We start from the raw sequence: 26899 nt of genomic DNA, 5'->3' as shown, positions 1-26899 counted from the left end.
CCTGGCGTGCAGTCGACATTCAAACCAATCGACTGCGACCGCTCGCGCATCAAGCGCTGATAGCTATATTTTTTATAGCATCCGACGCTCGCGTGCCAGCACGCCCGGGCGCCACAGAGGGTTGGGGTTTTTCAGTCCCCGTGCGCAGGCTCCAGCGCCTTGTACTGCGCCATGGTGCGCAGGCAGGCGTCGGCCACTTCGGTGCCCTTTTTCACGAAGTGTTCGCGGAAGAACTTGAGGTGGTCTTCGTGCTCGTGGAAGTCGCGCGGCGTGAGCACGGCGGACATCACGGGTACCTCGGTGTCGAGCTGCACGCGCATCAGGCCGTCGATGACGGCGGTGGTCACGAATTCGTGGCGGTAAATGCCGCCGTTGACCACCAGCGCACAGGCCACAATGGCGTCGTAGCGGCCGCTTTGCGCCAGGCGCTTGGCCAGGAGCGGGATCTCGAAGGCGCCGGGCACTTCGAACTGCTCGATCTGCCCGGCGGGCAGCCCGTTGCGGCCGAACTCGGCGATCGCGGCATCGCGCGACTGGTGGACGATGTCCCGGTGCCAGCCGGCGCAGATGATCGCGACGCGTTCGCTGCGGCGCGCCGTGGCGGCGGAGATGGCTGTCTGGGAAGGAATGGACTGATTCATGGACTTATCTCAAAAGCGAGGAAAGGATTGCCAGAATCAGGGCGCGCGAACAGGACTGCCGTGCCTGGGCGGCGCCGCGCGCACCGGTGCCGCAGTGTCGGCCGGACCCCAGGGCCGTGACGCATCACCACCCCGCGGACACAAAAAGACAGACACGCTGCACCCAGCACGCACACGGCGCCCCCCCTGCGGGCGGCCCCTGGTTTCGCGATCTCTTTCATCCGGACTGTGACCGTCGGCTCTGGCATCTCACCAGATCTGCTGACCCCGGGCCGCGGCCACTGCTGGCACGGCCCGGGCGCTCGCGGGCTGCTGCAGTGCAGATGCAAAGACATCTGCCTGCAGATACCGCCGGTGGGGAATTTCGCCCCGCCCTGAGAACGCTGCCGTGCAGGAAACATCCCGCCCGGCGCACGGATTCTAGGGGAAACCCTGGTGCCCTGCAGTCGCCTGCGCGATGGCCCTGCCGCGACCGTTGAGGCGCATCAACCCGTCAGCGCGGCTTCTCGAAGCCCCCCTCCACCCAGGCCGTGGCGCTCGCGGCCGTGAGCTTGAAGGTGGGCGGCGCCGGCACCCGCGCCAGTTCTTCACCCAGATCGTCCTGGGCACTCAGCGTGGCCGTGGCGCCTTCTTCGTCGGGCACGATGGCCAGGGCCACCTTCAGCCGCTGGCCGTTGACGGTGACCGACACGTTCTTGTTGAGCTGCGCATGCAACTGCTGCTCATGGCGGCGCAGCACCTCGCTGGCGGTCTTGACGAGGGTGTGGAAGGCCGAGACGTCGAGCGGCTTGGGGTTCTTCTTGTCGCGCCCCATGGTCCAGGGGCCGACCAGCGCGGGCTCCGTCTCGCCCTTGAGCGTCATGGACACCGCCCAGCCGTCGTCATCCTCGTTCTTGATGACCTGCGCGGTCCATTGGCCGTCGGACCAACGGCGCGGTTCCTGGATGGTGTCGGGCGTGTCAGGGGTGTCTTGCATGGAGAGAAGGCTTGCAGAAGATTCGGGGAAAGGGCGCAGAGCATAACGGCCCGGGCGGGCGGGCGGGCGCGGCTGCAAGGCATTTTCAATAACCTTTGGTTATCGATAGCCGAGTGCCCACGGCGCCCACAGCCAGGCCGGTCAGGGCCCATCGGCGGCAGGGCTTGCCACCTCGCGCAGCACGTCGGTGAAGGCCTGCATCGCAGGCGTGGGCGACTCTCCCAGCCGGGTGATGAGGCCGTAGTCGGGCATGCGGTCGGGCAGGTCCACGGGGATGCGGGCCAGCAGGCCCTTGGCGATGTACCGCTCCACCAGCGCCTGGGGCTGCAGCGACAGCATGTCGGTGGTCTGCATCATCTGGAGCGCAAACAGGAACGACGGGGTCTCCACCACGCCCGAGCTGAGCGCCAGGCCGTTGCGGCCGAAGATGTCGTCCGACACCCTGCGCACCGCGGTGGACGCGGGGTACAGGATCCACGGCCAGTGCGACAGCTCCGCCATGTCCAGGTCGCGCGCGCCGCGCAGGGGGTGGTGCAGGCCGCCCACCACCAGCAACGGCTCGTTGGACAGGCGTTCGTAGTGGAATTGCGCGCGCTGCACCTCGTCGGTGAAGCGGCCGATCATCAGGTCGATCTTGCGCTCGGCCAGCCACACGATCAACTGGTCGCTGCTTTGCTCCAGCACCTTGAGCACCAGCAGCGGGCGCAGGCGCTGGATCTCGGCCACCGACGCCGTCAGCACATGCGCGGCCGACCCTGTGATGGCGCCGATCGTCAGGTGGCCGTGGCCGCCCTCCTTGAGCGCGTTGAATTCATCGACGAACTTGCGGTGGCCGGCGAGCGCGCTGGCCGCGTAGCGCAGTGTGAACAGCCCCAGCTCGTTGGGCCGCATGCCGCGCGACAGGCGATCGAAGAGCCGCGATTCCAGGATCTCCTCGATGTCCATCAGGATCTTGGTGGCCGCCGGCTGCGTGATGTGCATCTGCTCGGCCGTCAGGCGCAGGTTGCGCGTCTGGCCCAGGATGTCCAGGAACTGCAGGTGCCGAAAGCGCAGCCGCGCGCAGGCCTGCGCCATCGACAGGGGTTTACCCGAACCAAGGGTGGAGGCCACGGCAAGTCATCAGCATTTGGAATGGATGCTAGCAAAAAAGTGAGTGGACCCGGCGCCCAGCCAAACCTAATCTCTCGCCTGCGTCGGGAGGGTCCTGCAGAGACCCGATGGCGCCGGTGGACCGTCTTTGGGCCGTGCCCCACCGTGCCCCAGCGATTCCATATTCGGAGACAAACACCATGCAATTCAAATCACTCGCCCTGGCCGCTGCATTGCTGGCCGCCATGGCCGCACCTGTGTCGGCGCAGATCAAGGACCACGTGTTCAAGGTCGGCATCGGCCTGAACGACGACCACCCCCAGGCGCAGGCCGTCAAGCACTTTGCCGAGCAGCTCTCGGCCAAGAGCGGCGGCAAGCTGGTGGCCAAGCTGTACGCCAGCGGCTCGCTGGGCAACGACGTGAGCATGACCTCGGCACTGCGTGGCGGCACGCTGGAGATGACGGTGCCCGACAGCTCCACGCTGATGGCGCTGATCAAGCCGTTTGGCGTTCTGAACCTGCCGCTCACCTTCAACAACGAGCAAGAAGCCGACGCGGTGCTCGACGGCCCGTTCGGCCAGAAGCTGCTGGCCAAGCTGCCCGAAAAGGGCCTGGTGGGCCTGGGCTTCTGGGAGAACGGATTCAGGCACGTGACGAACTCGCGCCGCCCCATCACCAAGGCGGAAGACCTGGCAGGCCTGAAGCTGCGCGTGATCCAGAGCCCCCTGTTCCTCGACACCTTCAACGCCCTGGGCGCCAACGCCACGCCCATGCCCTTCACCGAGCTGTACTCGGCCATGGAGCAGGCCGCCGTGGACGGCCAGGAGAACCCGCCCGCCACCATCTTGTCGAGCAAGTTCTATGAGGTGCAAAAGCACCTGGTGCTGTCGCGCCACATGTACAGCGCCTGGGTGCTGCTGATGTCCAAGAAGACCTGGGACGGCCTGTCGGCGCAGGAGCAAAAGATCGTGCAGGACGCCGCGCGCGAAGCCACCCTGTTCGAACGCAAGACCATCCGCGCGTTCAGCGAGACCGCACTGGGCGAGCTGAAGAAGGCGGGCATGCAGGTGACCGAACTCGCACCCGCCGAGCAGGCCAAGATGCGCGCCAAGCTGCAGCCGGTGCTGACCAAGTACGCCAAGGAATTCGGCGAGGAGACCACGGGCGAGATGAACGCGGAACTGGCCAAGGTGCGGGGCGGCAAGTAGTTTTTCTGCTCCGCCCCACCGTTCTCTGAGGGCTGTCGGAGCGCTGTGCAAGGCTTCGACGGGCTCAGCCCGAACGGCTTGGTGGTTCGACCTCACACATGCAACCCCCTGGCGCAGCGCCCGTCCCTCCTGCTGACACACCGCGATCCATGACCCAAACACCCCGCCGCCCCTTCCGCTCCCGCGAATGGTTTGCCGACCCCGCTCGCTCGGACATGACCGCGCTCTACCTCGAACGTTTCATGAACTACGGGCTCACGCCCGAAGAACTGCGCTCGGGCCGCCCCATCATCGGCATCGCGCAGACCGGCAGCGACCTGTCGCCCTGCAACCGCATCCATGTGGACCTGGCCCGGCGCGTGCGCGAGGGCATCCGCGACGCCGGGGGCATCCCGATGGAGTTCCCGGTGCACCCCATCTTCGAGAACTGCCGCCGCCCCACGGCTGCGCTCGACCGCAACCTGGCCTACCTGGGGCTGGTGGAGATCCTGTACGGCTACCCCATCGACGCGGTGGTGCTGACCACCGGCTGCGACAAGACCACGCCGGCCGGCATCATGGCGGCGTCCACCGTGGACATCCCGGCCATCGTGCTCTCGGGCGGCCCCATGCTGGACGGCTGGCACGACGGCGAACTGGTGGGCTCGGGCACCGTGATCTGGCGCAGCCGCCGCCAGCTGGCCGCGGGCGACATCGACGAAGAAGAATTTTTGCAGCGCGCCTGCAGCAGCGCGCCATCGGCCGGCCACTGCAACACCATGGGCACCGCATCGACCATGAACGCGGTCGCTGAGGCGCTGGGCCTGTCGCTGCCGGGCTGCGCCGCCATTCCGGCCCCCTACCGCGAACGCGGGCAGATGGCGTACGAGACCGGGCGGCGCATCGTGGACATGGCCTTCGAGGACCTGCGCCCTTCACGCATCCTCACCCGCGAGAGTTTTCTCAACGCGCTGGCCGTGGTCAGCGTGGCCGGGGGCAGCAGCAATGCGCAGGTGCACATCATGGCCATGGCCCGCCACGCGGGCGTGGACTTGCGCCCCGAGGACTGGACGCAGCATGCCTACGACCTGCCCCTGCTGCTGAACATGCAGCCCGCCGGCAAATACCTGGGCGAACGGTTCTTCCGCGCAGGCGGTGTGCCGGCGCTGATGTGGGAGCTGCAGCAGGCCGGCCGCCTGCATGCCGGTGCCTTGAGCGTGACCGGCAAGGCCCTGGCCCACAACCTGCAGGGCCGCGAGACGCGCGACCGCGAGGTGATCTTCCCCTTCAACGCGCCGTTGATGGAGAAAGCCGGCTTTTTGGTGCTGCACGGCAACCTCTTCGACTTCGGCATCCTGAAGACCTCGGTGATCTCCGAAGCCTTCCGCCAGCGCTACCTGAACACGCCAGGCGCAGAGGGCATCTTCGAAGCGCGCGCCGTGGTGTTCGAAGGGGCCGATGACTACCACGCGCGCATCAACGACCCGTCGCTCGGCATCGACGAAGGCTGCATCCTGGTGATGCGCGGCGCGGGTCCCATCGGCTGGCCGGGCTCGGCCGAGGTGGTCAACATGCAGCCGCCCGACGCACTGATCCGACGCGGCATCAACACCCTGCCCACGCTGGGCGATGGACGCCAGTCGGGCACGGCCGACAGCCCGTCGATCCTGAATGTCTCACCCGAAAGCGCGGTGGGCGGCGGCCTCTCATGGCTGCTCAGCGGCGACACGATTCGCATCGACCTGAACACGGGCCGGTGCGATGCGCTGGTGGCGCCCGAAGAGATCGAGCGCCGCCGCCGCGAGCTGCCCACGCCACCTGTTCCCAAAAGCCAGTCGCCCTGGGAAGCGCTGTACCGCGAGAAGACCGGGCAGCTGGTGGATGGAGCGACGCTCGACTTTGCGCTGGACTACCGGCGGATTTCGGAACACACGCCGCGGCACAACCATTGATGGGGTGGGCGATGCGAGGCCCGAGCCCTCCCCCCTCCCCACCGTTCGGGCTGAGCTTGTCGAAGCCTTGCGCAGCGTTTCGACAAGCTCAACGTGAACGGATGGGGTGATGCAGGGATGGCATGCGGGAGAGCACCCAGCACCCGCCCACTGCTGCGAAAACTCTGGGCAGAGAACCAGAACTTCATTTCAAGGACTTCCATGACCGACACCTCAGCATCTCCCGTCCTGCAGCGGGCGGCGCAAGCACCCGCACCGCACGCCCACATCCTCCCCGAAGACGGCCTGGCCGGCACCCTGGTCGGCCGTGCCTGGGTGCCTGGCGATGTGCCCGGCCCGGCGGTGATCGCCCTGCGCACCGACGGCGTCTTCGACCTGAGCCGGCACTACCCCACCATGAGTACGCTGCTGGACACGCCCGCGCCCGCAGAGGCGGCGCGTGCTGCCAAGGGCCAATACCTGTGCCGCGTGGATGAACTTCTCGCCAACAGCCAACCGAACCACATCGGCCAGAGCAGCACGCGCAACGCAGCCCTGCCCTGGCTGCTAGCCCCCTGCGACCTGCAGGTGGTCAAGGCCGCCGGCGTGACCTTTGCGGCCAGCCTGATCGAGCGCGTCATCGAAGAGCAGGCCCGCGGCGACGCGGCCCGTGCCCAGGGCCTGCGCAGCCAGGTGGTGGGGCTCATCGGCGAGAGCCTGGCAGACATCCGCCCCGGCTCCGAGCAGGCGATGGCCCTGAAGGCACTGCTGCAGGACAAAGGCCTGTGGTCGCAATACCTCGAAGTCGGCATCGGCCCCGACGCCGAGGTCTTCACCAAGGCGCCGGTGCTCGCAGCGGTGGGCACGGGCGAGGAGATCGGCATCCGCGCCGATTCGGCCTGGAACAACCCCGAGCCCGAGGTGGTGCTGGCCGTCAACAGCCGTGGCGCCATCGTGGGCGCCACGCTGGGCAACGACGTGAACCTGCGCGACATCGAGGGCCGCAGCGCGCTGCTGCTGGGCAAGGCCAAGGACAACAACGCCTCGTGCGCCATCGGCCCCTTCATCAGGCTGTTCGACGCAGGCTTCGGGCTGGACCAGGTGCGCACCGAGACCGTGCACCTGCGCGTGGCGGGCACCGACGGCTTCACGCTGCGGGGCATCAACACCATGGCCAGCATCAGCCGCGACCCGGCCGACCTGGTGGCCCAGACGCTGGCCGCGCACCAGTACCCGGACGGCTTCATGCTTTTTTTGGGCACGCTGTTCGCGCCCATCGAAGACCGCGACCAGCCCGGCGGCGGCTTCACCCACAAGCTGGGCGACGTGGTCACGATCCAGAGCGCCTGGCTGGGCGCGCTGCACAACACGGTGACGCACAGCGAGACGGCGCCGCCCTGGCGCTTTGGCCTGCGCGCCTTCATCGCCAACCTGGCCGCGCGCGGGCTGCTGCAGGGCGCGGCGCTCTGAGCCTTTGAAACAACGCGAGACCGGCCGACCCCGCCATCCACGGAGACAACCTCATGCTCAACACTGTCATCGACCGCTACGTCCGGGCCATCAACCTTCTCATCGCGCTGGCGCTGGCCGCCATGGTGGTGCTGGTGTTCGGCAACGTGGTGCTGCGCTACGTCTTCAACTCCGGCATCGCCGTCAGCGAGGAGCTGTCGCGCTGGCTCTTCGTGTGGATCACCTTCCTGGGCGCGGTGGCGGCCATCAAGGAGAACGCGCACCTGGGCACCGACATGCTGGTGTCGCGCCTGTCGGTGCGGGGCAAGAAAGCCTGCATGGCGCTGGGCCACGTGCTGATGCTCTACATCACCTGGCTGTTCTTCGACGGCAGCTGGCAGCAGATGAAGATCAACTGGGATGTGGAGGCCCCGGTCACCGGCGCATCGATGGCCATCTTCTATGCCTCGGGCGTGGTGTTCTCGGTGTGCGCCGGCTTCCTGCTGACGCTGCAACTGCTGCGCGTGCTGACCGGCAAGGCCAGCGAGGACGAGCTGGTGATGGTCAAGGAGTCCGAAGAACAGGCCGAGCTCGAGGCCCTGCAGGCCGAGCTGGCGCGCGAAGACGCGGCCGCGCGGGCGCTGGGCCAGACGCCGAAGCAGCGCGGCCAATAGGCAAGCACGCACGTAAGCACGCATGCATTCACAGATGGCACATCAAAAATAACGGAGACAACACATGACCGTGCTGATTTTTCTGGGGGCCCTCATCGGGACCATGGCCCTGGGCATCCCCATCGCCTATGCGCTGCTGGCCGCCGGCGTCGCGCTGATGTGGCAGCTCGATCTGTTCGACGCGCAGATCCTGGCGCAGAACTTCATCAATGGCGCCGACAGCTTTCCGCTGCTGGCCGTGCCCTTCTTCATGCTGGCCGGCGAGATCATGAACGTGGGCGGGCTGTCGCAACGCATCGTCAACTTCGCGCTGGCGCTGGTGGGGCATGTGAAGGGCGGCCTGGGCTATGTGGTGATCCTGGCCGCCTGCCTGCTGTCGTCGCTGTCAGGATCGGCCGTGGCCGATGCGGCGGCACTCACGGCGCTGCTGCTGCCGATGATGGTCAAGGCCGGGCACAAGAAGGAGGTTTCGGGCGGGCTGATCGCGGCGTCGGGCGTCATCGGGCCCATCATTCCGCCGAGCATCGGTTTCGTGATCTTCGGCGTGGCGGCCAACGTGTCGATCAGCAAGCTGTTCATCGCGGGCATCGTGCCCGGCATCATGATCGGCGTAGGCCTGGCGGTGACCTGGTGGTGGGTGGGCCGCAAGGAAGTGCTGGCCATGCCGGAGAAGAAGACTGCAGCCGAAGTCTGGCGCACCGCGCGGGAGTCGGTGTGGGCGCTGACCTTGCCGGTGTTCATCCTGGTGGGCCTGCGCATGGGCGTGTTCACGCCGACCGAGGCCGCGGTGGTCGCGGCCGTGTATTCGCTGTTCGTGGCCAGCGTGATCTACCGCGAGCTGCCGCTGCGCGCGCTGCTGCCCATCTTCACCACCGCGGCCAAGACCACTGCGGTGGTGATGTTCCTCGTGGCGGCGGCCATGGTGTCGTCGTGGCTCATCACCGTGGCCAACCTGCCTGCGCAGATGGTGGAGCTGCTCAAACCCTTCATGGGCAACCAGACCTTGCTGCTGATCGCGATCATGGTGCTGGTGATGCTGGTGGGCACGGCCATGGACATGACGCCCACCATCCTCATCCTGACCCCCGTGCTGATGCCTGTGATCAAGGCCGCGGGCATCGACCCGGTGTACTTCGGCGTGCTGTTCATCATCAACAACTCCATCGGCCTGGTCACGCCGCCGGTGGGCACCATCCTGAACGTGGTGGCCGGCGTGGGGCGCATGAAGATGGACGAGGTGACGCGCGGCGTGCTGCCCTTCATGGCGACCGAGTTCGCGGTGATGTTCATCATGGTGATCTTTCCGCAGACGGTGCTGGCGCCGCTGCGCTGGTTCACGGGCTAGTGCTTGGCAATGCCTTTTCCGCCCTCTCTGTCACCCACCGCCGCCACACCATGACACTCCGACTTGCAGGCAAGACCGCCTTTCTCACCGCCGCCGGCCAGGGCATCGGCCGCGCCACGGCCATCGCCTTTGCGGCCCAGGGCGCGCGGGTGATCGCCACCGACATCAACGCTGCCGCTCTGGCCGCCCTGCAGCGCGACACAGGCTGCGAGACCCGCGTGCTGGACGTGACCCAGGCCCAGGCCGTGCGCGACGCAGCCGCCGCCGTGGGTCCGGTGGACGTGCTGTTCAACGGCGCGGGCTTTGTGCATGCGGGCAGTGTGCTCGACTGCACGGACGACGAGTGGGACTTCGCTTTCGATCTGAACGTGCGCGCGCAATTTCGCACCATCCGGGCTTTCCTGCCCGGCATGCTGGCGCGCGGCGCCGGGTCCATCATCAACGTCGCGTCGGTAGCGGGCAGCATCAAGGGGGCGCCGCGAAGGTTCGTCTACGGCACCACCAAGGCGGCGGTCGTGGGCCTGACCAAGTCGGTGGCCGCCGACTTCGTGGCCCAGGGCATCCGCTGCAATGCCATCTGCCCCGGTACGGTGATGTCGCCGTCGTTGCAGGACCGCATCACCGCGCAGGCCGCGGCCACGGGCCAGAGCCTGGCCGCTGTGGAGGCCGGCTTTGTCGAGCGCCAGCCCATGGGCCGGCTGGGCCGGGCCGAAGAGATCGCCGCGCTGGCCGTGTACCTGGCGAGCGACGAGTCATCGTTCACCACGGGCACCGCCCAGGTCATCGACGGCGGCTGGTCCAACTGATTTCATCTACGCTCTGCGTTTTGTGCCACCCATCATCCAACCCCTCCACCACTACGAACCATGAAGCTGCTTCGCCACGGCCCCAAGGGCCAGGAAAAACCCGCCCTGCTGCACACCGACGGGACGGTGCGCGACCTGAGCGGCGTGCTGCCCGACATCAGCCCCGCCACCCTGTCACCCTCTGGCCTGGCCGTGCTGGCCGCCATCGATGCCGCCACGTTGCCCGTCGTGCCCCAGGGCCTCCTGGGCGTGCCGTGGACGGGCATGCGCAAGTTCATCGCCATCGGCCTGAACTACGCCGACCACGCGGCCGAAGCCGGCATGGCCATCCCGAAGGAGCCCATCATCTTCACCAAGACGGTGGACTGCGCCGTGGGCTGCAATCACCCGGTGGTGCTGCCGCAGGGCTCGGTCAAATCCGACTGGGAGGTGGAGCTGGGCGTGGTGATCGGCACGCGCGCGCGCTACGTGAGCGAGGCGGATGCACTGCAGCACGTGGCCGGCTATTGCACCATCAACGACATCTCCGAGCGCGAATACCAGCTCGAGCGCGGCGGCACCTGGGACAAGGGCAAGGGCTGCGACACCTTCGGCCCCATCGGCCCCTGGCTGGTGAGCGCCGACGAAGTGGGCGATCCTCAGAATCTGTCGATGTGGCTGGACGTGAACGGCGAGCGCCAGCAGACCGGCAGCACCCGCACGATGATCTTCACGGTGGCGCAGCTGGTGAGCTACCTCAGCCGCTTCATGACGCTGGAGCCCGGCGACCTCATCACCACCGGCACCCCGCCCGGCGTGGGCATGGGCAAGAAGCCCCAGGCGCAGTTCCTCCAGCCCGGCGACGTGATGCGCCTGGGCATCGAGAAGCTGGGCGAGCAGGAGCAGACCGTGTTCGCGTGGGACCCGCAGCTGATCGACGGGTGACGGGTGACGGGTGATGGGTGATGGGTGATGGGTGATGGGTGATGGGTGATGGGTGATGGGTGATGGGTGATGGGCGCCCTTTGCGTCCCGGGCACCTCGCGCGCGGTGGGGGCAATACGGCGTTTACTGACTAAAAAATGCCTCTTCCGCGCACTGGACAAGCGCCCACAGCTATCAAATCAGTAGCACTCAACGCGTTCATGCGCCCCGGCTTCGTTCAAAAGGCGAAGCCGTAGCGCAACTGCACGAAATCCTCGCCCGGGTTGGGCTTGCGGATGCCACCGTTGGAGACATGGCGCACGATCAGCATCAGCTCGTGCTGCCTCTGCGCACCGAAGTTGAAACCAATGCCCTGGTGGTCGGTAAAGTTGAAGCGCGTGCTGAAGGTCTTGTGCCGTGTGGCGTAGTGCCCGTCGAGCACCGACAGGCCGATGCCCCCTTCCATGAACCACGCCGACCGCCCGCCGTCAAACCGCAACCGCAGCGTGGGCACCAGCGCCAGCTGGGTCCAATGCCGCCGCTCCGACGCCGCCGTACCAGCGGGCGCGCGCCAATGGGCCACGTGGGCATCCCAGTGGCCCGAGAGTTCGCCCCCCAGGAAGGAGCGGCGCCATTCCCAAGGCAATTGCACCCCCACCGATGCAAGCCCCACATCCCCGGCGGCGCGGGCGCCGTCGATGAAGATGCGGCGCTGCTCCGGCGGAGCATCCTGGGCGCTGGCGGTGGTCGATAGCACGCCGAGTGCCGAGCCCAGGACGCACAAGAGGCTCAAGCGGCGCCAAGCGCGCAAGGCTGCAGGCAAGCGGTTGTAGATGGGGGATTGCTGAGTGTTCAGCGAAGAAAAAGTAGGCACAGAAACAAACTCCGGAAGCGCTGGGTTGCCGGCGGCCTGCGCAAGGCAAACCGCTCGGCACCGACCGCGAGCGGACGCAGCAACGTCCAGTCACGCGGGCGGGCAGCTTCCCGAGTTTTCTTGCAATTTTTTACCGCCTTCAACATATCGTGCCGCTACCGTGAGCACTCTCCCTGTAGGACAAGGCGCTTTTTCCGCCCGACGGGGGGCCGGGACTGAACGGCTGCGGCCCATGAGGCGCGCCACGTGATGTCAATTCGCCTCGATGCGTATCAATGCGCCACCGTGAACCGCTGCTGCACGTGCCGCGGCGTTTCCAGTTCGTCGGCAATCGCGACCGCCAGATCGGTCACGCTGATGCCGCCGGGCGCCTCGCCATTCATCAGGGGCGCCTCGGTGCCCAGGCGGTACTTGCCGGTGCGCTCGCCCGGGGCCAGCAGGATGGGGGGCGACAGGAAGGTCCAGTCCAGCGTGTTCTCGGTGCGGATCCAGTTCAGGGCCTCGCGGGCAGCCAGGGCGCCCTGCTTCCATTCGGCAGGGAAGTCCGGCGTATCCACCAGTTGCACGCCGGGCGCCACGAACAGGCTGCCGGCGCCGCCCACCACGAGCAGGCGCCGCACGCCCGCCTGCTTGGTACCGTCGATGATGGCGCGGGTGCCCTTGAGGAACTGGTCGTGGATGTCAGGCACCGTCCAGCCGGGGTTGTAGGCACTGACCACGGCGTCGTGGCCGGCAGCGGCTTGGGCGATCTGCGGGGCATCCTGGGCGTCGGCGGCGACCACTGTCAGCCGTTCGCGGGCGGTGAGCTTGCCGGGGTTGCGGGCGAGCACGGTCACGCGGTGGCCGCGCTGCAGCAGTTCGTCGAGCACGGCCGAGCCGACAAAGCCGGTGGCACCAATCAGGGCGATGTTCATGGAGGGTTCCTCAGGTCAGAGAGTTGGGATGCAGTGAGAATAGGGGCTTGTCAAAGCGTGCGGTAGAGGGCTTCAAATGCCTTGTGCTTGAAGCTGTACTTCACAATTGACCGCTTTTTCACCCCTACGCCTTCTTTCCATGGACGACCTCAAACGCATGGCCGTGTTCGCCGCGGTGGTGCAGCACGGCTCGATGAGCGGCGCCGCGCGGGCGCTGGGCATGAGCACTTCTGCCATGAGCCAGCAGGTGCGCAAGCTGGAGAGCGACGGCGGCGTGACGCTGCTGCACCGCTCCACGCGCAAGCTGGCGCTCACCGAGGCCGGCCAGCGCTACCACGCCCGCTGCGCCGCCATGTGGGCGGCCGCCGAGCAGGCGCGGGCGGAGCTGGCGTCCTCACGCGATGCCCCCAGCGGCGAACTGCGCCTGTCGGCCACGGTGGGGTTTGCGCGGCACATCGCCCCGGCGCTCGGTGACCTGCTGGCCGCCCACCCGGCCCTGCGCCTGCGTCTGCTGGTGGACGACGCCACCATCGACCTCATCAATGCCCGCATCGACCTGGCGGTGCGCTATGGGCGCCTGGCCGACTCCACCTGGGCGGCGCGACGCCTGGGCAGCATGCAGTGGCGGCTGTGCGCATCGCCCGCCTGGGTGGCCGCACACGGCCGGCCCGAGCACCCCGACGCGCTGCTGTCGCACAGCTGGCTGGGCTTTGCACGCGAGAACGGCGGGCTGCTCGTCGACCTGCGCAGCCCTGCGGGCGAGCCCCGTGCACTGCGGGTGGAGCCGCGCATCGCCAGCAACAACCAGCTGTCGATCCAGCAGATGTGCGAGGCGGGGCTCGGCTTGGCGCTGGTGGGCAGCATGGATTCGCACGAGGCGCTGCAGGCCGGGCGGCTGGTGCAACTGCTGCCCGACTGGTCCTTCGGCACCATGGATATCTGGGCGGTGACGCCCCAGCGCGATGCACAGCCCGCCAAGGTGCGCCAGGCCATCGCGGCGCTGCAGGCCTACCTGCGGCAGTTGCCGGGGGTGGCGGACTGAAGGGGCTTCGGATGCCGCCAGGCCGCCTACCGCAGGGCAGCGACGGGGCCGCGTGGTCGAAAACCACTGGCGCCCGGACGGGGCGGTGCGGTACAAAGACAGAGGCCGCATTGACCCGCACGGCGGCTGCGCGACGTCGTTCAAGAAGGACGACCGGCGCAGGGTGCCAGCGCCCTTGCATTGGGTAGGGAAATGGGGCCCGGTCTGTATCGGCGCCGCGACGGCGGCATGCTGCAGCGCACTATTCGGGTATCGCCTGAAGATTTAGCGCACTGCGCATGCCGTTCTGCTCCTAGAATTTGTAAAAGCGCGTATCTTTTTTCTGCGCGAAGGATCCATCATGAAAGCAGTGCAGCAGGACATCGACGAGCGGACCAACCTCACCAGCACCAACAAGTTCGAGCTGCTGCTGTTTCGCCTGGGGGTGGACGCCGCCCTGGGCAAATCCGAACTCTTCGGCATCAACGTCTTCAAGATCCGCGAGATCGTGGCCATGCCCAGCATCACCCCGATCGCGGGCACCACGCCCCATTCGCTGGGTGTGGTCAACCTGCGCGGCCAGGTGATCCCGGTGCTGGACATGCCCTCCATCGTGGGTTGCAAGCCCCAGACAGGCCTGAACATCATGCTGGTGACCGAGTACGCCCGTACCACCCAGGCGTTTGCGGTCGAATCCGTGGAAGACATCGTGCGCCTGGACTGGAAGCAGGTGCTGTCGGCCGAAACCAGCGGCGCCAAGGGCAAGCTGGTGACCAGCATCGCCCGCCTGGACGGCAATACCGACGAATCGCGCCTGGCCCAGGTGCTGGACGTCGAGGCCATCCTGCAGATGGTGTCGCCATCCGACGGCCATGAGGTGACCGAGGAGAAGGTGGGCGCCAAGCTCAAGCTCAAGCCCGGCACGATGATCCTTGCGGCCGATGATTCCTTCGTGGCCCGCTCGCTCATCGAGCAGGAACTCAAGGCGCTCAAGGCGCCGTACGAGATGGTCAAGTCCGGCAAGGAAGCCTGGGACCGGCTCAACGCCATCGCCAAGAGCGCCGAGGCCGAGGGCAAGACCGTGCTCGACCGCGTCGCCATGGTACTGACCGACCTGGAAATGCCGGAGATGGACGGTTTCACGCTCACCCGCAACATCAAGCAGGACGCGCGTTTCCATGGGCTGCCGGTGGTGATCCACTCGTCCCTGTCGGGCTCTGCCAACGAAGACCACGTGCGCAGCGTGGGTGCCGATGGCTACGTCGCCAAGTTCGTGGCGGAAGACCTGGCCGAAACCATCCGGCGCGTGTTGCCCAAGTAAAGATCGGCGTGTGCCGTCCGGCGCACTTTTGCGGCCGGCCGGACTCTCACTTCAGGCGTTTTTAGCAGCCAGCGCTGGCCCAGCAAGCGCTGGCTGCTATGCATTTTGACGAGCGCGTCGTCGATACTGTCAACCTGTGGCGAGCGGCAGGGGAAACTGTCCTACCTGCAGGATCGCCGTCCGGTCAACCAAACCCCGCCTCCGAACGCTAAAGTTACAACGCGTGAACACGCAGTCCGCGAATTTGTAACACCCCGCCGGGGTGCTTTTCGGGGGCTTTACGAGCAGGTCGGAACGCCCACGCCCTGCCGGGGGTCTGAACAGTATGAAAAACACATTCGCCCGCATCATTTCCATCGCGGTCCTGGGCGCCGCAGCGACCGGGTGCGCCACTGTCCCGGGCGACCCGTACTACGAGCCCGCCTACCAGCAGCAACCGGGCTACATCTACAACTCGCAGCCCGTCTATTCGAGCCCGCCGCCGGTCTACCCTGCGTACCCCGCGTACTCCGCACCACCCGCGGCCATCTACTACGGCGGGCGCGACCGCGACGACCGCTGGGAGCGTGACCGCAACCGCAACGACTGGCGTGACCGCGAACGCGACCGTGAGCGCATGGAACGTGAACGCGAACGGGACCGTGCCGAGCGTGAACGCGCAGCCCGCGACCGCCGCGACCAGCAGGCCCGCGATGCCGACCGCCGCCAGCGCGACCGTGACCAGGCGATCCGCGAGCAGGCCGAGCGTGACCGCCGCGCCGCCGAAGATCGCCGCAACCGCGAGTCCCGCCCCGGCCGCATGGCACCCGACAGCTACACGCCAGCCCCTGGTGACTGGCGTGCACGCCAGGGCATCAACAACCCTGACAAGCCTTGATGCTGGGCTCTTGGAGTAAGGATTATGAGTCGGCGTACCACTTTGACTCAATACTTGATCACCTGCGCTATTTTTTTGAGTTTTAGCGTAGGTGCTCAGGTGATGCGTTGCACCGACGCTCGCAGCGGTAAGGTTACTTACACTGACGGTGCTTGTTCAAGCGGAACGGACGCTTACGAGGTTGAATCTCGAAAAACGCCTGAGGAACTAAGACTTGAGCGAGAGCAAGCTGCAGTTGCAATTGAGCGCAAACGCGCAGCATTGCGCGCAGAGCTGGATGCCGCCAAGCAGGAAAACCAAAATACCACTTCTGGGCACAATCTGCCAAACATTAAGCCCAATTATGCTCACTCTAGAGAATGCGCGCGTTCAAGGCGAAATCTAGACATTATTGCAAGTGAGGCAAGTAATGGATCCTACGAGCAGAATGTGCGACTCGATACAGCGCAGCGACAAGTTAATTTTGACTGTCTCGGGCCAGCAGATTTTGCAGAAATAGAGAAGGCCCGTGCCGCGAACTCTACCCAAGCTACACCGCCGTTAGTGATTCACAACCGACGCCCAACGCCAGTGCCACCTGTAGTGCGCACTGGCAAAATTGTAAACTGCAATGTTTTTCGCTGCTACGACAATCAAGGAAATGTGATTCCAAGATAGATTTTGGTTATTTCAAACCTTTCTCGACCGTCGGGTAGCGCAACACCAGCCCCAGCTCCTGGCGCATGCGCCGGTTGTAAAGCCGGCGCGATTCGCTCATGAAGCTCAGCAGCATCACCGACAGTTGTTCCTGCGCGGCGCTGCGCGCCACGCGCGCCGGGCGCGGCAGGCCGTACAGGTCGGCCGCCAGGTCGAAGTAGTCGCCCATCTTGAGCTCCGTCTGGTCGCTCACGTTGTAGATGCGCTGTGGCCGGCCGCGCCACAGGGCGGCCAGGCAGGCGCGCGCCAGGTCGTCGGCATGGATGTGGTTGGTGAACACGTCGTCCTCGGGCACCAGCACCGGGGTGCCGCGGCGCAGGCGGGCTTCGGGCGTGCCACCTTCGCGGTCGGGGGCGTAGATGCCCGGAATGCGCAGCACGCTGGCCCGCACGCCCGCACGGCCCAGGTGGCGCACTGCCCGCTCGGCATTCACGCGCCGCTGCGCGCGTGGCGTGCCGGGGGCCACGGCCCGGGTCTCCGGCACCAGGGCACCGCCGCAGTCGCCGTACACGCCGGTGGTGGATGCATACACCAGCGATGTGGGCAGGCTGCGCAGGCGCAGTGCGCGGGCCAGGGCCACCGTGCGGGGATCACGCCACCAACCTTGGCCGCCAGCACCTTCACCGGGTGGCGGCGCCAGGTGCAACACCCGCGTGGCAATGCCCGACAGTCGCCGGAGCGTGGCCGGGTCGTCCAGGTTGCCGCGCAGCGGGCGAATGCCCTGGGCGCGCAAGGCCGCGGTGCGCTCGGGGCTCGACGTGAGCGCCAGCACATGCATGCGCCCCGCGCCGGGGCCGGTGTGCAGTTGGCGCGCCACGCGTTGACCCACGTCACCGCAGCCCACGATCAGCAGGCGCTCGCGGCGAAAACGCGCCGGCAGGGCGCCAAGGGGGTTTTGGTTTGAAGGCAAAATCGGTCCGTTTACTCAGCCGGGTGAATGCGAAGAACACCGGTTTGTGAAGAAGTACGTTCCCAAGGATACCCACAAGATGACCAGCGCCGAGACCGCGAGCCCCAGAGCCTTCCAGATCACCGTCCAGCCCAGCGGCCGCGCTTTCACCGCCAACGCCGGCGAAGCCATCCTGGCCGGCGCCATCCGCAGCGGCGTGGGCCTGCCCTATGGCTGCAAGGACGGCGCCTGCGGCTCGTGCAAGTGCAAGAAGATCAGCGGTGCCGTGCACCATGGCGAACACCAGTCCAAGGCGCTCACGGCCGACGAAGAAGCTGCCGGCCTGGTGCTGACCTGCTGCGCCGAGCCGCTGACCGACGTGGTGCTGGAGTCGCGCCAGGTCACCGACGAGAGCGCTTACCCCATCAAGAAGATGCCGGTGCGCGTGTCCACCCTCACCAAGGCATCTCACGACGTGATGCAGGTGCGCCTGCAGCTGCCCGCGGCCGACACCTTCCGCTACCACGCGGGCCAGTACATTGAATTCATCCTGCGCGACGGCGCGCGCCGTGCGTACTCGATGGCCAACGCGCCGCACACGCAGGCCGAGGCGCCCGGCGTGGAGCTGCACATCCGCCACATGGCGGGCGGCAAGTTCACCGACCACGTGTTCGGCGCGATGAAGGAAAAGGAAATCCTGCGGGTCGAAGGCCCGTTCGGCAGTTTCTTCCTGCGCGAGGACTCCGACCGCCCCATCGTGCTGCTGGCCTCGGGCACGGGCTTTGCGCCCATCAAGGCGCTCATCGAGCACATGCAGTTCAAGGCCATCACCCGCCCCACGGTGCTCTACTGGGGCGGGCGCCGGCCGGGCGATTTGTACATGCACGACTGGGTGTTGGCCCGCGCGGCCGAGATGCCGCACCTGACCTATGTGCCCGTGGTGTCGGACGCAGAGCCCGACGACGGCTGGACGGGCCGCACGGGCTTTGTGCACCAGGCCGTGCTCGATGATTTCGCCGACCTCTCGGGCCACCAGGTGTATGCCTGCGGCGCGCCCATCGTGGTCGAGTCTGCACGCGACAGCTACAGCGCGCACCGCGGCCTGCCGCCCGAAGAGTTCTATGCGGACTCTTTTACGTCCGAAGCCGACAAGCATGGGACGCCCCCCTGAGGCGTTGCGCGCCTTCCCTCCCGAGGGGGGACGCACCCGGTGGACTGGCGCAGCCAGACCCACGGGTGCACTGGCGTTGGCCGCGCCCGTTTCTCGGGCCGGGGATGCTGTCGAGCAACACCGTGGACCATTGAAATGACCAGGCTGCGCCGTGCGCTGCAGGGCGCGGGCTCCACGGTCACGGTTCTGTGCGTGGCCGTGCTGATGGTGCTGGGGGCCGGGGAATGGGCCACGCGCAATGAGCTCGATAGCCAATGGGACAACCTGCGCCGCTCGGCCGAAGTGCAGGCGCTGGCGCTTCGGGGCGTGGCCACGCGTTACAGCTACCTGCCCTTCACCGCCGCGCAGCAGCCGCTGGTGGCGCAGTTGCTGCGCAACCCCAGTTCGCCGCAGGTGCGCGAGGCTGCCAACGCCTATCTGCAGACCGTCAACACCCGCGCGGGCTCCGACACGCTGTACGTGATGGATGCCCAGGGCATGACCCTGGCGTCGAGCAACTGGGACACCCCGAGCAGTTTCGTCGACCAGAACTACGGCAACCGCCCGTATTTTCGCGACGCGCTGCACGGGCTGACAGGCCGCTTCTACGGCGTGGGCAAGACCACGGGCGAGCCCGGCCTCTTTGCGTCCGCACCTGTGCAGCAGGCCGACGGCAAGGTGATCGGCGTGGTGGCCGTGAAGGTGCGCATGCAGCCCATCGTGGACACCTGGTCGCAGCTGCGGGACCCGGTGTTCGTGGCCGACGAGCGCGGCATCGTGTTCCTCGGGTCGGTGGCGCCCTGGCTCTACAAGACCACCCGGCCACTGCCCCCCGACGCAGTGCAGCAGGTGCAGCACGACGAGCAGTACGGCGCGCAGTGGTCGCCAGTGCCGGTGCCCTGGAAGCTGGAGCTGCCTGCCGACCAGCCCGGCGGGCAGCTGCGCGTGCCGGACACCGGCAAGGAATACCTGGCCTACGAGGAGCCCCTGCCCGACCTGGGCTGGTCGCTGACCATCACGGCCGACAGCAAGGTGGTGGCTGCGGCCCGCCAGCAGGCCTGGGCGCTGGCCAGCCTGGCGTCGGGCCTGCTGGTGCTGGGCGCGCTCTACTGGCAACTGCGCGAGCGGCGTTTGGCCGAGAATCGCCAGGCGCGCATCGAGCTGGAGCAGCGGGTGCACGAACGCACCCACGCGCTGCAGCAAGCCCAGGCGTTCCGCCAGTCGATGGAAGACTCGCTGCTGGTGGGCATGCGGGCACGCGACCTGGAAGGCCGCATCGTCTATGTGAACGCCGCCATGTGCGACATGGTGGGCTACACGGCCGCCGAGCTCATCGGCCAACGGCCGCCCTACCCCTACTGGCACCCCGACGACCTGGACCGCCACTGGAACGACGTGGACACGGTGCAGGCCGGCAAGGCATCGCCCCAGGGCCGCGAGAACCGGCTGCGGCACCGCAACGGCTCGGACGTGCACACCATGTTCTACACCACGCGGCTCATCGACGGCAGCGGCCACCATATCGGCTGGATGAGCTCGGTGGTGGACATCACCGCGCAAAAGCGGGCCGAAGAACAGCAGCAGCAGCGCGAAGCCCAACTGCAGCGCGTGCAGCGCGTGATCACCGTGGGCGAGATGGCCTCCACCCTGGCGCACGAGCTCAACCAGCCGCTGGCGGCCCTGGTCAACTACGCGGCCGCCGCCAAGTCGCTCGCAGCACAGGGCAAGGCCGAGCTGCTGAACGATACCCTGGCCGCCCTCTCGACCCAGGCACTGCGCGCGGCCGACATCGTGGGCCGCATCCGCCGCTGGGTGCGGCAGCACCCCGAGGCGCGCGAGCCCTGCGACCTGAACGCCGCGGTGGACCAGTCCCTGGCCCTGCTGCTGCGCGCCGAGGCCCGCCGGCACGGCGTGGCCGTGCGGCTGGACCTGGCCCACGGGCCGGTGCAGGTGAGCGCCGACCGTGTGCTGCTGGAACAGGTGGTGCTGAACCTGGGCCTGAACGCACTGCAGGCCATGCAGTCGCATGCCGCGCCGCGTGCGGGGCACGAGTTGCTGCTGCGCACCACCACCGAAGCGGGCCGCGCGTCCCTGCAGGTGCTGGACCGCGGGCCGGGCCTGGCGCCTGAAATCGCCGACCGCCTGTTCGAACCCTTCTTCACCACCCGCTCCGACGGCCTGGGGCTGGGCCTGAACATCTGCCGCTCCATCGTCGAGAGCATGGGGGGCGAGCTGCTGGCCCGCAACCGCGAGGGCGGCGGCGCAGTCTTCGAGATCCGGCTTCCCCTGCACACCGCGCTCCTGCCCAACGAATCGCCATGATCGACCACCACGTCACCACCACGACCACCACGGCAACCCCCGAAGCACCGGCATTCCATGTCTACATCGTGGACGACGACGAAGGCGTGCGCCATTCGCTCGCCGCGCTGCTGCTGGCCGGGGGCCATGTGGCCGAGCCTTTCGAGAGCGGGGCCGACTTTCTGGCCCGCGCCGACCTGTCGCGCCCGGGCTGCGTGCTGCTGGACCTGCGCATGGACGGCATGAGCGGGCTGCAGGTCTTTGACGCCATGCGCCAGCGGGGCACCGTGCTCAAGACGGTGTTCCTGTCCGCGCACGGCGAACTGGCCTCGGCCGTGGCCGCCGTCAAGCAAGGTGCCGTGGACTGGCTGGAAAAGCCCTGCGACGAAGCCACCCTGCTGGCGGCGGTGCACCGCGCCGCGACCATGTCAGAGGAAGTGGCTGCCCACACGCAGCGGCACGCGTTGCTGCTGGAGCGGTGGAACGCCCTGAGCCCCCGCCAGCAGGAGGTGGCGCGCCTGCTGGCCACCGGCATCAGCAGCAAGGAGGCCGCCCGCGCCATGGCCCAGCGCGACCCGGAGCGCCCCATCGACCCACGCACCGTGGACACGCACCGCTCGGCCATCTTTCTCAAGCTGGACATCCGCTCGTCGCACGAACTGGGCATGCTGGTCGAGGACCTGGGGCTCTCCAGGACCCCGTCCTGACCCCAAAGAACGCCCCACCCGAAGGTTTTCGTAAGCCTTCTTACGATTTTTTTGCACAATGGCATCCATGAACCGCAGAAACATCCTCATCGCCAGCGCCGCCCTCACCGCGGCTTTCTCCTCCCACGTCGCGCTCGCGCAGGACTCGGGCCAGCCCATCCGGCTGATCGTGCCCTACGCAGCGGGCGGCCCCATCGACGTGACGGCCCGTGCGCTGGCCGAGCGCGTGCGCGACTCGCTGGGCACCGTGATCATCGACAACAAGGGCGGCGCGGGCGGCAACATCGGTGCCGACGCCATCGCCAAGGCCGCGCCGGACGGCCTGACCATCGGCATCTCCGCCACCGCCACGCACGCCGTCAACCCCTGGCTGTACACCAAGATGCCGTACGACGCCGCCAAGGACTTTGCGGGCATCACGCAGATGGTGCGCGTGCCCAACGTGCTGGTCATCAACGCCGCCAAGGCCGAGCAGCTCAAGATCCACACCGTGGCCGACCTGATCGCCTACGCCAAGGCCAACCCGGCCAAGCTCAACTACGGCAGCGGCGGCAACGGCAGCGCGGGCCACCTGGCAGGCGAGATGTTCAAGCAGCGCGCCGGCATCTTCGCGCTGCACATCCCCTACCGCGGTGCCAACCCCGCACAGCTGGCCCTGCTGGGCGGCGAGGTGGACTTCAACATCGACAACCTGGCCGCCGCCGCGCCCAACATCCGCGCGGGCAAGCTCAAGGCCCTGGCCGTGACCTCGCTGGACGCCTCGCCCTCGCTGCCTGGTGTGCCGCCGCTGTCTGCCACCTTCAAGGGCTTCTCCATCGACACCTGGTGGGGCCTGGTGGCGCCTGCAGCCACGCCCAAGCCCATCATCGACAAGCTGAACAAGGCTTTCGTGGCGGCCCTGAACACGCCCGAAACCAAGACCCGCTTCGCCGCACTGCTGGCCGAGCCGGTGAGCACCACGCCAGCGCAGTTCGACAGCTTCATGGCCGCGGAGCGCGCCAAGTACCAGCAGGTCGTGAAGGCGTCGGGCGCCAAGGTGGATTGACCGCGCCGGGCGCGTGGCGCCCTGGCTGTCTCAGGAAATGAAACGGCCGTCTCGGGTGAGCATCGAAATGTCGGTAAACGATGTCCCGAGGCGCTTGCCGCCCCGGTAGTCCAGCTTGTAGTCGCCATAGGCCAGCGGGGTCTCCTGCAAGGCATCGGCCACCGCGGCCGCGGTGGCCGCCCCTTTGGTTCTACCCAGGGCGTCGGCAAAAGCGCGGCCCAGCAAAAAGCCCTGGTAGGTCATGTAATTCTTGGGCACCGCCGACGCAGCGATGGCGGTGTCGTAGTCGCGCGCCAGCGGGCTGAGGGTGGAAAACGGGTTCGGCACCACCTGCGACACGATCAGCCCCGACGCACTGCTGCGCACCGAATCCACCAGCCCGGGCGTCGCGCCCTGCGACAACAGGTAGATCGAACCGGGAAACACATGGGCCTGGTGCAATCGTTCGAGCAGGACTTTCACGCCCGCGCCCGCATACACCATCACCAGAAAACTCGCCCGAGAATCCAGGAAGGCTTTGAGCACCGCGTCGGCATTGGAGCCATCGGGCGCCGCAGCGATCGAGCCTTTGAATTCGAGCTTGTTGTCCTGCGCTGACAGGCGCGCACTGTCGACCCACGAAGCGCCTGCGGGCACGTCGGTGTGCACCACGAACACGCTCTTGTGCGAGATGGTGGCGCCATGCCGCACCATGTTCCTGACCTCGTCGCCGTAGCTGGCGCACGAGAAGAATGTGAACTCCTGCTTGATTTTGCGCACGCTGTCGTCGCCGGTCAGTGCAAAGAGCGGCACCCGCTTTTCCTCGCAGTACGGCATCACGGCCTTGGCCACGCCCGTGCCGGCCACGCCGATGATCGCGGCCACCTTTTCCTGCTCCACCAACCGCTTGGCATTGGTCAGGGCGGCCGGGCCGTCGAGCTTGTCGTCGAGCGTGATCAGCTCGATCTGCCGCGCCTGACGGCCTCGGTTGGCATGATCGAACGCGGCCTTGATGCCCTGGGTGTACATGCCACCCATCTCGCCGAAGTTGCCCGACAGTGCGACCGTCTGGCCGATGCGGACGACCTCTGCAGCTCTCACGTTCCGGCCGATCACGGACAGCGGAGCCAGTAATGTGGATTGAACCAATGCGCGGCGACCGAGTGACATGGTGCGGTGACCTCCTGTGCTGATGGGAAACTGCCAGGCAATGACAGAAAATCAGTATGCAGCACTCGGAATAATCAGAAAAATGATTCGCCAGCCCAGGGGCCATACGATTTTCCGCGCTGAACCAGCGGGTCCATTCACTCTATGCAACGCATGCTTCTGGGCGTTTCGCCCCATTAATTCCGACCCCGGCGGAGTGCAATATTCCGAACAAAAATAACGTCGGAAAATTAATAACAACAGAAAATCACCGGCGCTTATTGAAATGCAGCATTTAATGCACCACTGAAAGCAATCCCGCAGTGCCCCGGCGCTGACAGTCGAATATGCGTGCAGTGCGGGGCGGTGCGGAGCAGTGATCAGGCGACAGGCAGGACGGGCCCTTCGTGCACCGCATCCATGGGATGAAAAACGCCTCTGCCGCTTGTCCATCGGGCGCAAGCAGCTATCAAATCAATAGCAAATCAATAGCAAATCAATAGCAAATCATTCCATCACGAATGCACTACGCCGTGCGGCGAAACTGCCGCCGGTAGGCCGAGGGCGCTATGCCCACGCCCGCCGAGAAGTGCTGCCGCAGCGAGACGGCCGAGCCGAAGCCGGCCTCGGCGGCCACGGCCTCGATGGACTGGTCGCTGCCCTCCAGCAGGCGCTGCGCGAGGGCGATGCGCTGGTTCTGCAGCCACTGGCCCACGGTGGTGCCGGTGGACTGCCGAAAACGCCGGGTGAAGGTGCGCGGGCTCATCACCGCGCGCTCGGCGAGGGATTCGAGCGTGTGGGTGTGGTGCAGGTGCTCGCCCAGCCACTGCAGCAGCGGCGCCAGCCGGTCGCCACGCACCGACGGCGCCACCGGCTGCTGGATGTACTGCGCCTGCCCGCCCTGGCGGTGCGGGGCGACCACCATGCGGCGCGCGGCGCGGTTGGCCACCTCGGCGCCGTGCTGCTGGCGCAGCAGGTGCAGGCAGCAGTCGATGCCCGCAGCCGTGCCGGCCGAGGTGAGCACCAGGCCATCCTCCACGTACAGCACCTCCGGTCGCGGCAGCACGCGGGGGTAGCGCCGCGCAAACTCCTGCGCCAGCGCCCAGTGCGTGGTGGCGGCACGGCCGTCGAGCAGTCCCGCCTCGGCCAGCACAAAGGCGCCCAGGCACAGCCCCACGATGCGCGCGCCGCGGCGGTGTGCCGCCTGCAGCGCCGCCAGCAAAGCAGGTGGCGCCGGCGCCAGGTCATCGCGCCAGGACGGCACCACGATGATCTGCGCGCGCCGCAGTGCCACCAGGCCATGGTCCACGTGGATACCAAAACCCGCCGAGGTGCGCAGCGGCCCGCGCTCCACGCCACACACCACCAGCCGGTAGCGGTGCGCGCCCTCGGCCGTGCGGTCCTCCCCAAACACCAGGCAGGGCACCGACAGGTGAAACGGGCTGATGCCGTCGAAGGCCACGACGGCCACGGTGTCCGGGGCGGGCGACGAAGCGGGCAGCGGGGAAGACGCAGCATAGGCAGGCATGATGGCCCGATTCTATCGATGCATGTCAATCCAGCCACTTTTGGTGGACAGCCCAAGCGCGAACAATCACCTCGTTCCCGAACGGCAATCCCAGACTTTTCTTCATCCACCCAGGACCGTGACCATGACCTCTGCCACCACCGCCCCCCGCCGCGCCTTGATCGTCATCGACGTGCAAAACGAGTATTTCGCGGGCGGCAACCTGCCCATCGAATACCCGCCCGTTGCCGACACCCTGCCCAACATCGCCCGCGCCATGGACGCCGCCCACGCCGCCGGCGTGCCGGTGGTGGTGGTGCAGCACACGGCGCCGACCGGTGCGCCCGTGTTCGACAAGGCCACCGACCGTTGGCAACTGCACCCCGAAGTGGCCCGCCGCCACGCCGACCACCGCATCGAAAAGAGCATGGCCAGCGCCTTCACGAACACCGGCCTGGCCGAGTGGCTGGCCGAGCGCGGCATCGACACCCTCACGGTGGTGGGCTACATGACGCACAACTGCGACGCCAGCACGATCTACGAAGCCTCGCACCGCGGGCTGTCGGTGGAGTTCCTGGCCGATGCGACGGGCGCCCTGCCCTACGCCAATGCCGCGGGCCGCGCGAGCGCTGAAGAGATCCACCGGGTGTTCAGCGTGGTGTTCCACAGCAACTTTGCCGCAGCCGTGTCCACGGCCGACTGGATGGCCGCGGTGCAGGCGGGCACGGCGCTGGCCAAGGACAACGTGTTTGCGTCCAACCAACGCGCGCGGCAGGGTTGAACCCCTGAGTCGCCGGCGGCGCCCGCCCCCAGGGCGACACCACCTGCGGCTTGCCGGGTCTCGGCAGAGCCGATCAGCGCGACCAGTGGGCGGCTACAGCCCTTCGCACCACGCGGCCGACAGCCGCTCGATGCGCTGATCCTGCACCGACGCCAGCCACTCAGGGTGGACTTGGGGGGGCGCGATCTCGGCCAGGGGCAGAAGCACGAACGCGCGTTCCTGCAGGCGCGGGTGCGGCACGGTCAGCGTGGGCGTGTCGATCGCCTGTTCGCCAAAAAACAGGATGTCCAGGTCCAGCGTGCGGGGTGCGTTGCGGTAGGGGCGCTCGCGGCCGGCGGCCGCCTCGATGGCCTGCAGCGCGCCCAGCAAGGCGTGGGGGGCCAGGGCAGTGCGCACGGCGACCACCGCGTTGTGATAGTCCGGGCCCGTGGCGTCCACCGGCGCGCTGCGGTACAGCGACGATGCGCGCAGCACCCGCGTGCCCGGCAAGGCATGGATGGCACGGGCGGCTGCGCCCAGGGCGGCGGCGGCATCGCCCAGGTTGGCACCCAGGCCGATATAGGCCGTGGAAGCGGATTGGTCGTCAAGCCGCAGCGCAGGCGCTGCGCCGCTCTGCGGTGCCGGGGTCATCGGGGTCTGCGCCGTGGGTTGTCTTGTGGCTGCCGCACCCACCGCATCGCGGCTGCA

25 protein-coding genes and 1 riboswitch are annotated in these 26899 nt (G+C 67.3%); of the genes, 16 read left to right on the top strand and 9 right to left on the bottom strand.

Annotated elements, in window-relative coordinates:
* Positions 1–131 precede the first annotated feature (131 nt).
* The 3 genes from ACSQ3D_RS20655 to ACSQ3D_RS20645 form a co-directional block, all read right to left on the bottom strand.
* Entirely contained in the window at positions 132–641 is a 510-nt protein-coding gene (locus tag ACSQ3D_RS20655; RefSeq protein ID WP_056165209.1) for a 6,7-dimethyl-8-ribityllumazine synthase, read from the bottom strand.
* Between the two features lie 205 nt (positions 642–846).
* Positions 847–1027, bottom strand: a riboswitch (FMN riboswitch).
* A 107-nt stretch (positions 1028–1134) separates the two neighbouring features.
* The gene (locus tag ACSQ3D_RS20650; RefSeq protein ID WP_056412866.1) at positions 1135–1617 is read right to left on the bottom strand and encodes a hypothetical protein; all 483 of its coding nucleotides are present in this window, start codon (positions 1615–1617) and stop codon (positions 1135–1137) included.
* A 141-nt stretch (positions 1618–1758) separates the two neighbouring features.
* The gene (locus tag ACSQ3D_RS20645) at positions 1759–2691 is read right to left on the bottom strand and encodes a LysR substrate-binding domain-containing protein (protein ID WP_436128202.1); all 933 of its coding nucleotides are present in this window, start codon (positions 2689–2691) and stop codon (positions 1759–1761) included.
* Positions 2692–2906: 215 nt separating this feature from the next.
* On the opposite strand from ACSQ3D_RS20645, the gene ACSQ3D_RS20640 reads away from it, so the two are divergent.
* The 7 genes from ACSQ3D_RS20640 to ACSQ3D_RS20610 all read left to right on the top strand — a co-directional run bounded on the left by ACSQ3D_RS20640 (position 2907) and on the right by ACSQ3D_RS20610 (position 11022).
* On the top strand, positions 2907–3914 hold the full coding sequence (locus ACSQ3D_RS20640) for a TRAP transporter substrate-binding protein (RefSeq protein WP_056412860.1): 1008 nt from the start codon (positions 2907–2909) through the stop codon (positions 3912–3914).
* A 149-nt stretch (positions 3915–4063) separates the two neighbouring features.
* Positions 4064–5845 (top strand): IlvD/Edd family dehydratase, encoded by a 1782-nt coding sequence (locus ACSQ3D_RS20635; RefSeq protein ID WP_436128142.1) that lies wholly within the window; start codon positions 4064–4066, stop codon positions 5843–5845.
* Between the two features lie 201 nt (positions 5846–6046).
* Positions 6047–7294, top strand: a complete 1248-nt coding sequence (locus ACSQ3D_RS20630; protein ID WP_436128141.1) for a fumarylacetoacetate hydrolase family protein — start codon at positions 6047–6049, stop codon at positions 7292–7294.
* 53 nt (positions 7295–7347) lie between these two features.
* Complete coding sequence (locus ACSQ3D_RS20625) at positions 7348–7947, top strand: TRAP transporter small permease (RefSeq protein ID WP_056412854.1); 600 nt, start codon at positions 7348–7350, stop codon at positions 7945–7947.
* Between the two features lie 64 nt (positions 7948–8011).
* Positions 8012–9292: a TRAP transporter large permease subunit gene (locus tag ACSQ3D_RS20620; protein WP_396503609.1), complete on the top strand. Its 1281-nt coding sequence runs from the start codon at positions 8012–8014 to the stop codon at positions 9290–9292.
* Between the two features lie 50 nt (positions 9293–9342).
* The gene (locus ACSQ3D_RS20615) at positions 9343–10098 is read left to right on the top strand and encodes an SDR family oxidoreductase (protein WP_436128140.1); all 756 of its coding nucleotides are present in this window, start codon (positions 9343–9345) and stop codon (positions 10096–10098) included.
* Between the two features lie 60 nt (positions 10099–10158).
* Positions 10159–11022, top strand: a complete 864-nt coding sequence (locus ACSQ3D_RS20610) for a fumarylacetoacetate hydrolase family protein (protein ID WP_436128139.1) — start codon at positions 10159–10161, stop codon at positions 11020–11022.
* Positions 11023–11239: 217 nt separating this feature from the next.
* Here ACSQ3D_RS20610 and ACSQ3D_RS20605 read toward each other — a convergent pair whose 3' ends face one another.
* Both ACSQ3D_RS20605 and ACSQ3D_RS20600 read right to left on the bottom strand, forming a co-directional pair.
* The gene (locus ACSQ3D_RS20605) at positions 11240–11875 is read right to left on the bottom strand and encodes an acyloxyacyl hydrolase (protein WP_436128138.1); all 636 of its coding nucleotides are present in this window, start codon (positions 11873–11875) and stop codon (positions 11240–11242) included.
* A 272-nt stretch (positions 11876–12147) separates the two neighbouring features.
* Positions 12148–12789 (bottom strand): NAD(P)-dependent oxidoreductase, encoded by a 642-nt coding sequence (locus tag ACSQ3D_RS20600; protein ID WP_436128137.1) that lies wholly within the window; start codon positions 12787–12789, stop codon positions 12148–12150.
* A gap of 139 nt (positions 12790–12928) precedes the next feature.
* Between ACSQ3D_RS20600 and ACSQ3D_RS20595 the strand changes: the two genes are divergently transcribed.
* The 4 genes from ACSQ3D_RS20595 (at position 12929) to ACSQ3D_RS20580 (ending at position 16665) form a co-directional block, all read left to right on the top strand.
* The gene (locus ACSQ3D_RS20595; RefSeq protein WP_436128136.1) at positions 12929–13831 is read left to right on the top strand and encodes a LysR family transcriptional regulator; all 903 of its coding nucleotides are present in this window, start codon (positions 12929–12931) and stop codon (positions 13829–13831) included.
* A gap of 340 nt (positions 13832–14171) precedes the next feature.
* Complete coding sequence (locus ACSQ3D_RS20590; protein ID WP_056165232.1) at positions 14172–15131, top strand: chemotaxis protein; 960 nt, start codon at positions 14172–14174, stop codon at positions 15129–15131.
* Positions 15132–15456: 325 nt separating this feature from the next.
* On the top strand, positions 15457–16008 hold the full coding sequence (locus tag ACSQ3D_RS20585) for a hypothetical protein (protein WP_396503615.1): 552 nt from the start codon (positions 15457–15459) through the stop codon (positions 16006–16008).
* 24 nt (positions 16009–16032) lie between these two features.
* Positions 16033–16665 (top strand): DUF4124 domain-containing protein, encoded by a 633-nt coding sequence (locus ACSQ3D_RS20580; protein WP_396503616.1) that lies wholly within the window; start codon positions 16033–16035, stop codon positions 16663–16665.
* A 7-nt stretch (positions 16666–16672) separates the two neighbouring features.
* Here ACSQ3D_RS20580 and ACSQ3D_RS20575 read toward each other — a convergent pair whose 3' ends face one another.
* Positions 16673–17614 (bottom strand): SDR family oxidoreductase, encoded by a 942-nt coding sequence (locus ACSQ3D_RS20575; protein ID WP_396503617.1) that lies wholly within the window; start codon positions 17612–17614, stop codon positions 16673–16675.
* 79 nt (positions 17615–17693) lie between these two features.
* Between ACSQ3D_RS20575 and ACSQ3D_RS20570 the strand changes: the two genes are divergently transcribed.
* The 4 genes from ACSQ3D_RS20570 (at position 17694) to ACSQ3D_RS20555 (ending at position 22796) form a co-directional block, all read left to right on the top strand.
* A complete protein-coding gene (locus tag ACSQ3D_RS20570) occupies positions 17694–18764 on the top strand; it encodes a CDP-6-deoxy-delta-3,4-glucoseen reductase (RefSeq protein ID WP_056413117.1) in 1071 nt (356 codons plus the stop codon).
* Between the two features lie 135 nt (positions 18765–18899).
* Positions 18900–21065 (top strand): PAS domain S-box protein, encoded by a 2166-nt coding sequence (locus tag ACSQ3D_RS20565; protein WP_436128135.1) that lies wholly within the window; start codon positions 18900–18902, stop codon positions 21063–21065.
* Positions 21062–21751 (top strand): response regulator transcription factor, encoded by a 690-nt coding sequence (locus tag ACSQ3D_RS20560; RefSeq protein WP_436128134.1) that lies wholly within the window; start codon positions 21062–21064, stop codon positions 21749–21751. Before ACSQ3D_RS20565 ends, ACSQ3D_RS20560 begins: the two co-directional genes overlap by 4 nt.
* Positions 21752–21818: 67 nt before the next feature.
* Entirely contained in the window at positions 21819–22796 is a 978-nt protein-coding gene (locus ACSQ3D_RS20555; RefSeq protein WP_056413112.1) for a Bug family tripartite tricarboxylate transporter substrate binding protein, read from the top strand.
* Positions 22797–22826: 30 nt separating this feature from the next.
* Here ACSQ3D_RS20555 and ACSQ3D_RS20550 read toward each other — a convergent pair whose 3' ends face one another.
* Together ACSQ3D_RS20550 and ACSQ3D_RS20545 are read right to left on the bottom strand one after the other, a co-directional pair.
* Positions 22827–23945, bottom strand: a complete 1119-nt coding sequence (locus ACSQ3D_RS20550; protein WP_436128133.1) for an ABC transporter substrate-binding protein — start codon at positions 23943–23945, stop codon at positions 22827–22829.
* Positions 23946–24450: 505 nt separating this feature from the next.
* Complete coding sequence (locus ACSQ3D_RS20545) at positions 24451–25452, bottom strand: GlxA family transcriptional regulator (RefSeq protein ID WP_436128132.1); 1002 nt, start codon at positions 25450–25452, stop codon at positions 24451–24453.
* A 124-nt stretch (positions 25453–25576) separates the two neighbouring features.
* Between ACSQ3D_RS20545 and ACSQ3D_RS20540 the strand changes: the two genes are divergently transcribed.
* Positions 25577–26212, top strand: coding sequence for a cysteine hydrolase family protein (locus ACSQ3D_RS20540; protein WP_056412815.1), 636 nt, complete (start codon positions 25577–25579; stop codon positions 26210–26212).
* Between the two features lie 93 nt (positions 26213–26305).
* Here the strand turns inward: ACSQ3D_RS20540 and folK are convergent, their stop codons facing one another.
* Positions 26306–26842, bottom strand: a complete 537-nt coding sequence (gene folK, locus ACSQ3D_RS20535; RefSeq protein WP_436128131.1) for a 2-amino-4-hydroxy-6-hydroxymethyldihydropteridine diphosphokinase — start codon at positions 26840–26842, stop codon at positions 26306–26308.
* Positions 26843–26899: the final 57 nt, after the last annotated feature.

Origin of the sequence: Acidovorax sp. LjRoot117, from assembly GCF_964252695.1 — a bacterium.
Lineage (GTDB): Bacteria > Pseudomonadota > Gammaproteobacteria > Burkholderiales > Burkholderiaceae_C > Acidovorax.
The sequence above is the reverse complement of the archived record's forward strand: the minus strand, read 5'-3'. Positions and strand labels throughout refer to the sequence as shown.

Coding starts and splice junctions, on each gene's coding strand:
- ACSQ3D_RS20655 (WP_056165209.1), bottom strand. CDS start 641: ATGAATCAGTCCATTCCTTCCCAGACAGCCATCTCCGCCGCCACGGCG.
- ACSQ3D_RS20650 (WP_056412866.1), bottom strand. CDS start 1,617: ATGCAAGACACCCCTGACACGCCCGACACCATCCAGGAACCGCGCCGT.
- ACSQ3D_RS20645 (WP_436128202.1), bottom strand. CDS start 2,691: ATGGCGCAGGCCTGCGCGCGGCTGCGCTTTCGGCACCTGCAGTTCCTG.
- ACSQ3D_RS20640 (WP_056412860.1), top strand. CDS start 2,907: ATGCAATTCAAATCACTCGCCCTGGCCGCTGCATTGCTGGCCGCCATG.
- ACSQ3D_RS20635 (WP_436128142.1), top strand. CDS start 4,064: ATGACCCAAACACCCCGCCGCCCCTTCCGCTCCCGCGAATGGTTTGCC.
- ACSQ3D_RS20630 (WP_436128141.1), top strand. CDS start 6,047: ATGACCGACACCTCAGCATCTCCCGTCCTGCAGCGGGCGGCGCAAGCA.
- ACSQ3D_RS20625 (WP_056412854.1), top strand. CDS start 7,348: ATGCTCAACACTGTCATCGACCGCTACGTCCGGGCCATCAACCTTCTC.
- ACSQ3D_RS20620 (WP_396503609.1), top strand. CDS start 8,012: ATGACCGTGCTGATTTTTCTGGGGGCCCTCATCGGGACCATGGCCCTG.
- ACSQ3D_RS20615 (WP_436128140.1), top strand. CDS start 9,343: ATGACACTCCGACTTGCAGGCAAGACCGCCTTTCTCACCGCCGCCGGC.
- ACSQ3D_RS20610 (WP_436128139.1), top strand. CDS start 10,159: ATGAAGCTGCTTCGCCACGGCCCCAAGGGCCAGGAAAAACCCGCCCTG.
- ACSQ3D_RS20600 (WP_436128137.1), bottom strand. CDS start 12,789: ATGAACATCGCCCTGATTGGTGCCACCGGCTTTGTCGGCTCGGCCGTG.
- ACSQ3D_RS20595 (WP_436128136.1), top strand. CDS start 12,929: ATGGACGACCTCAAACGCATGGCCGTGTTCGCCGCGGTGGTGCAGCAC.
- ACSQ3D_RS20590 (WP_056165232.1), top strand. CDS start 14,172: ATGAAAGCAGTGCAGCAGGACATCGACGAGCGGACCAACCTCACCAGC.
- ACSQ3D_RS20585 (WP_396503615.1), top strand. CDS start 15,457: ATGAAAAACACATTCGCCCGCATCATTTCCATCGCGGTCCTGGGCGCC.
- ACSQ3D_RS20580 (WP_396503616.1), top strand. CDS start 16,033: ATGAGTCGGCGTACCACTTTGACTCAATACTTGATCACCTGCGCTATT.
- ACSQ3D_RS20570 (WP_056413117.1), top strand. CDS start 17,694: ATGACCAGCGCCGAGACCGCGAGCCCCAGAGCCTTCCAGATCACCGTC.
- ACSQ3D_RS20565 (WP_436128135.1), top strand. CDS start 18,900: ATGACCAGGCTGCGCCGTGCGCTGCAGGGCGCGGGCTCCACGGTCACG.
- ACSQ3D_RS20560 (WP_436128134.1), top strand. CDS start 21,062: ATGATCGACCACCACGTCACCACCACGACCACCACGGCAACCCCCGAA.
- ACSQ3D_RS20555 (WP_056413112.1), top strand. CDS start 21,819: ATGAACCGCAGAAACATCCTCATCGCCAGCGCCGCCCTCACCGCGGCT.
- ACSQ3D_RS20550 (WP_436128133.1), bottom strand. CDS start 23,945: ATGTCACTCGGTCGCCGCGCATTGGTTCAATCCACATTACTGGCTCCG.
- ACSQ3D_RS20545 (WP_436128132.1), bottom strand. CDS start 25,452: ATGCCTGCCTATGCTGCGTCTTCCCCGCTGCCCGCTTCGTCGCCCGCC.
- ACSQ3D_RS20540 (WP_056412815.1), top strand. CDS start 25,577: ATGACCTCTGCCACCACCGCCCCCCGCCGCGCCTTGATCGTCATCGAC.
- folK (WP_436128131.1), bottom strand. CDS start 26,842: ATGACCCCGGCACCGCAGAGCGGCGCAGCGCCTGCGCTGCGGCTTGAC.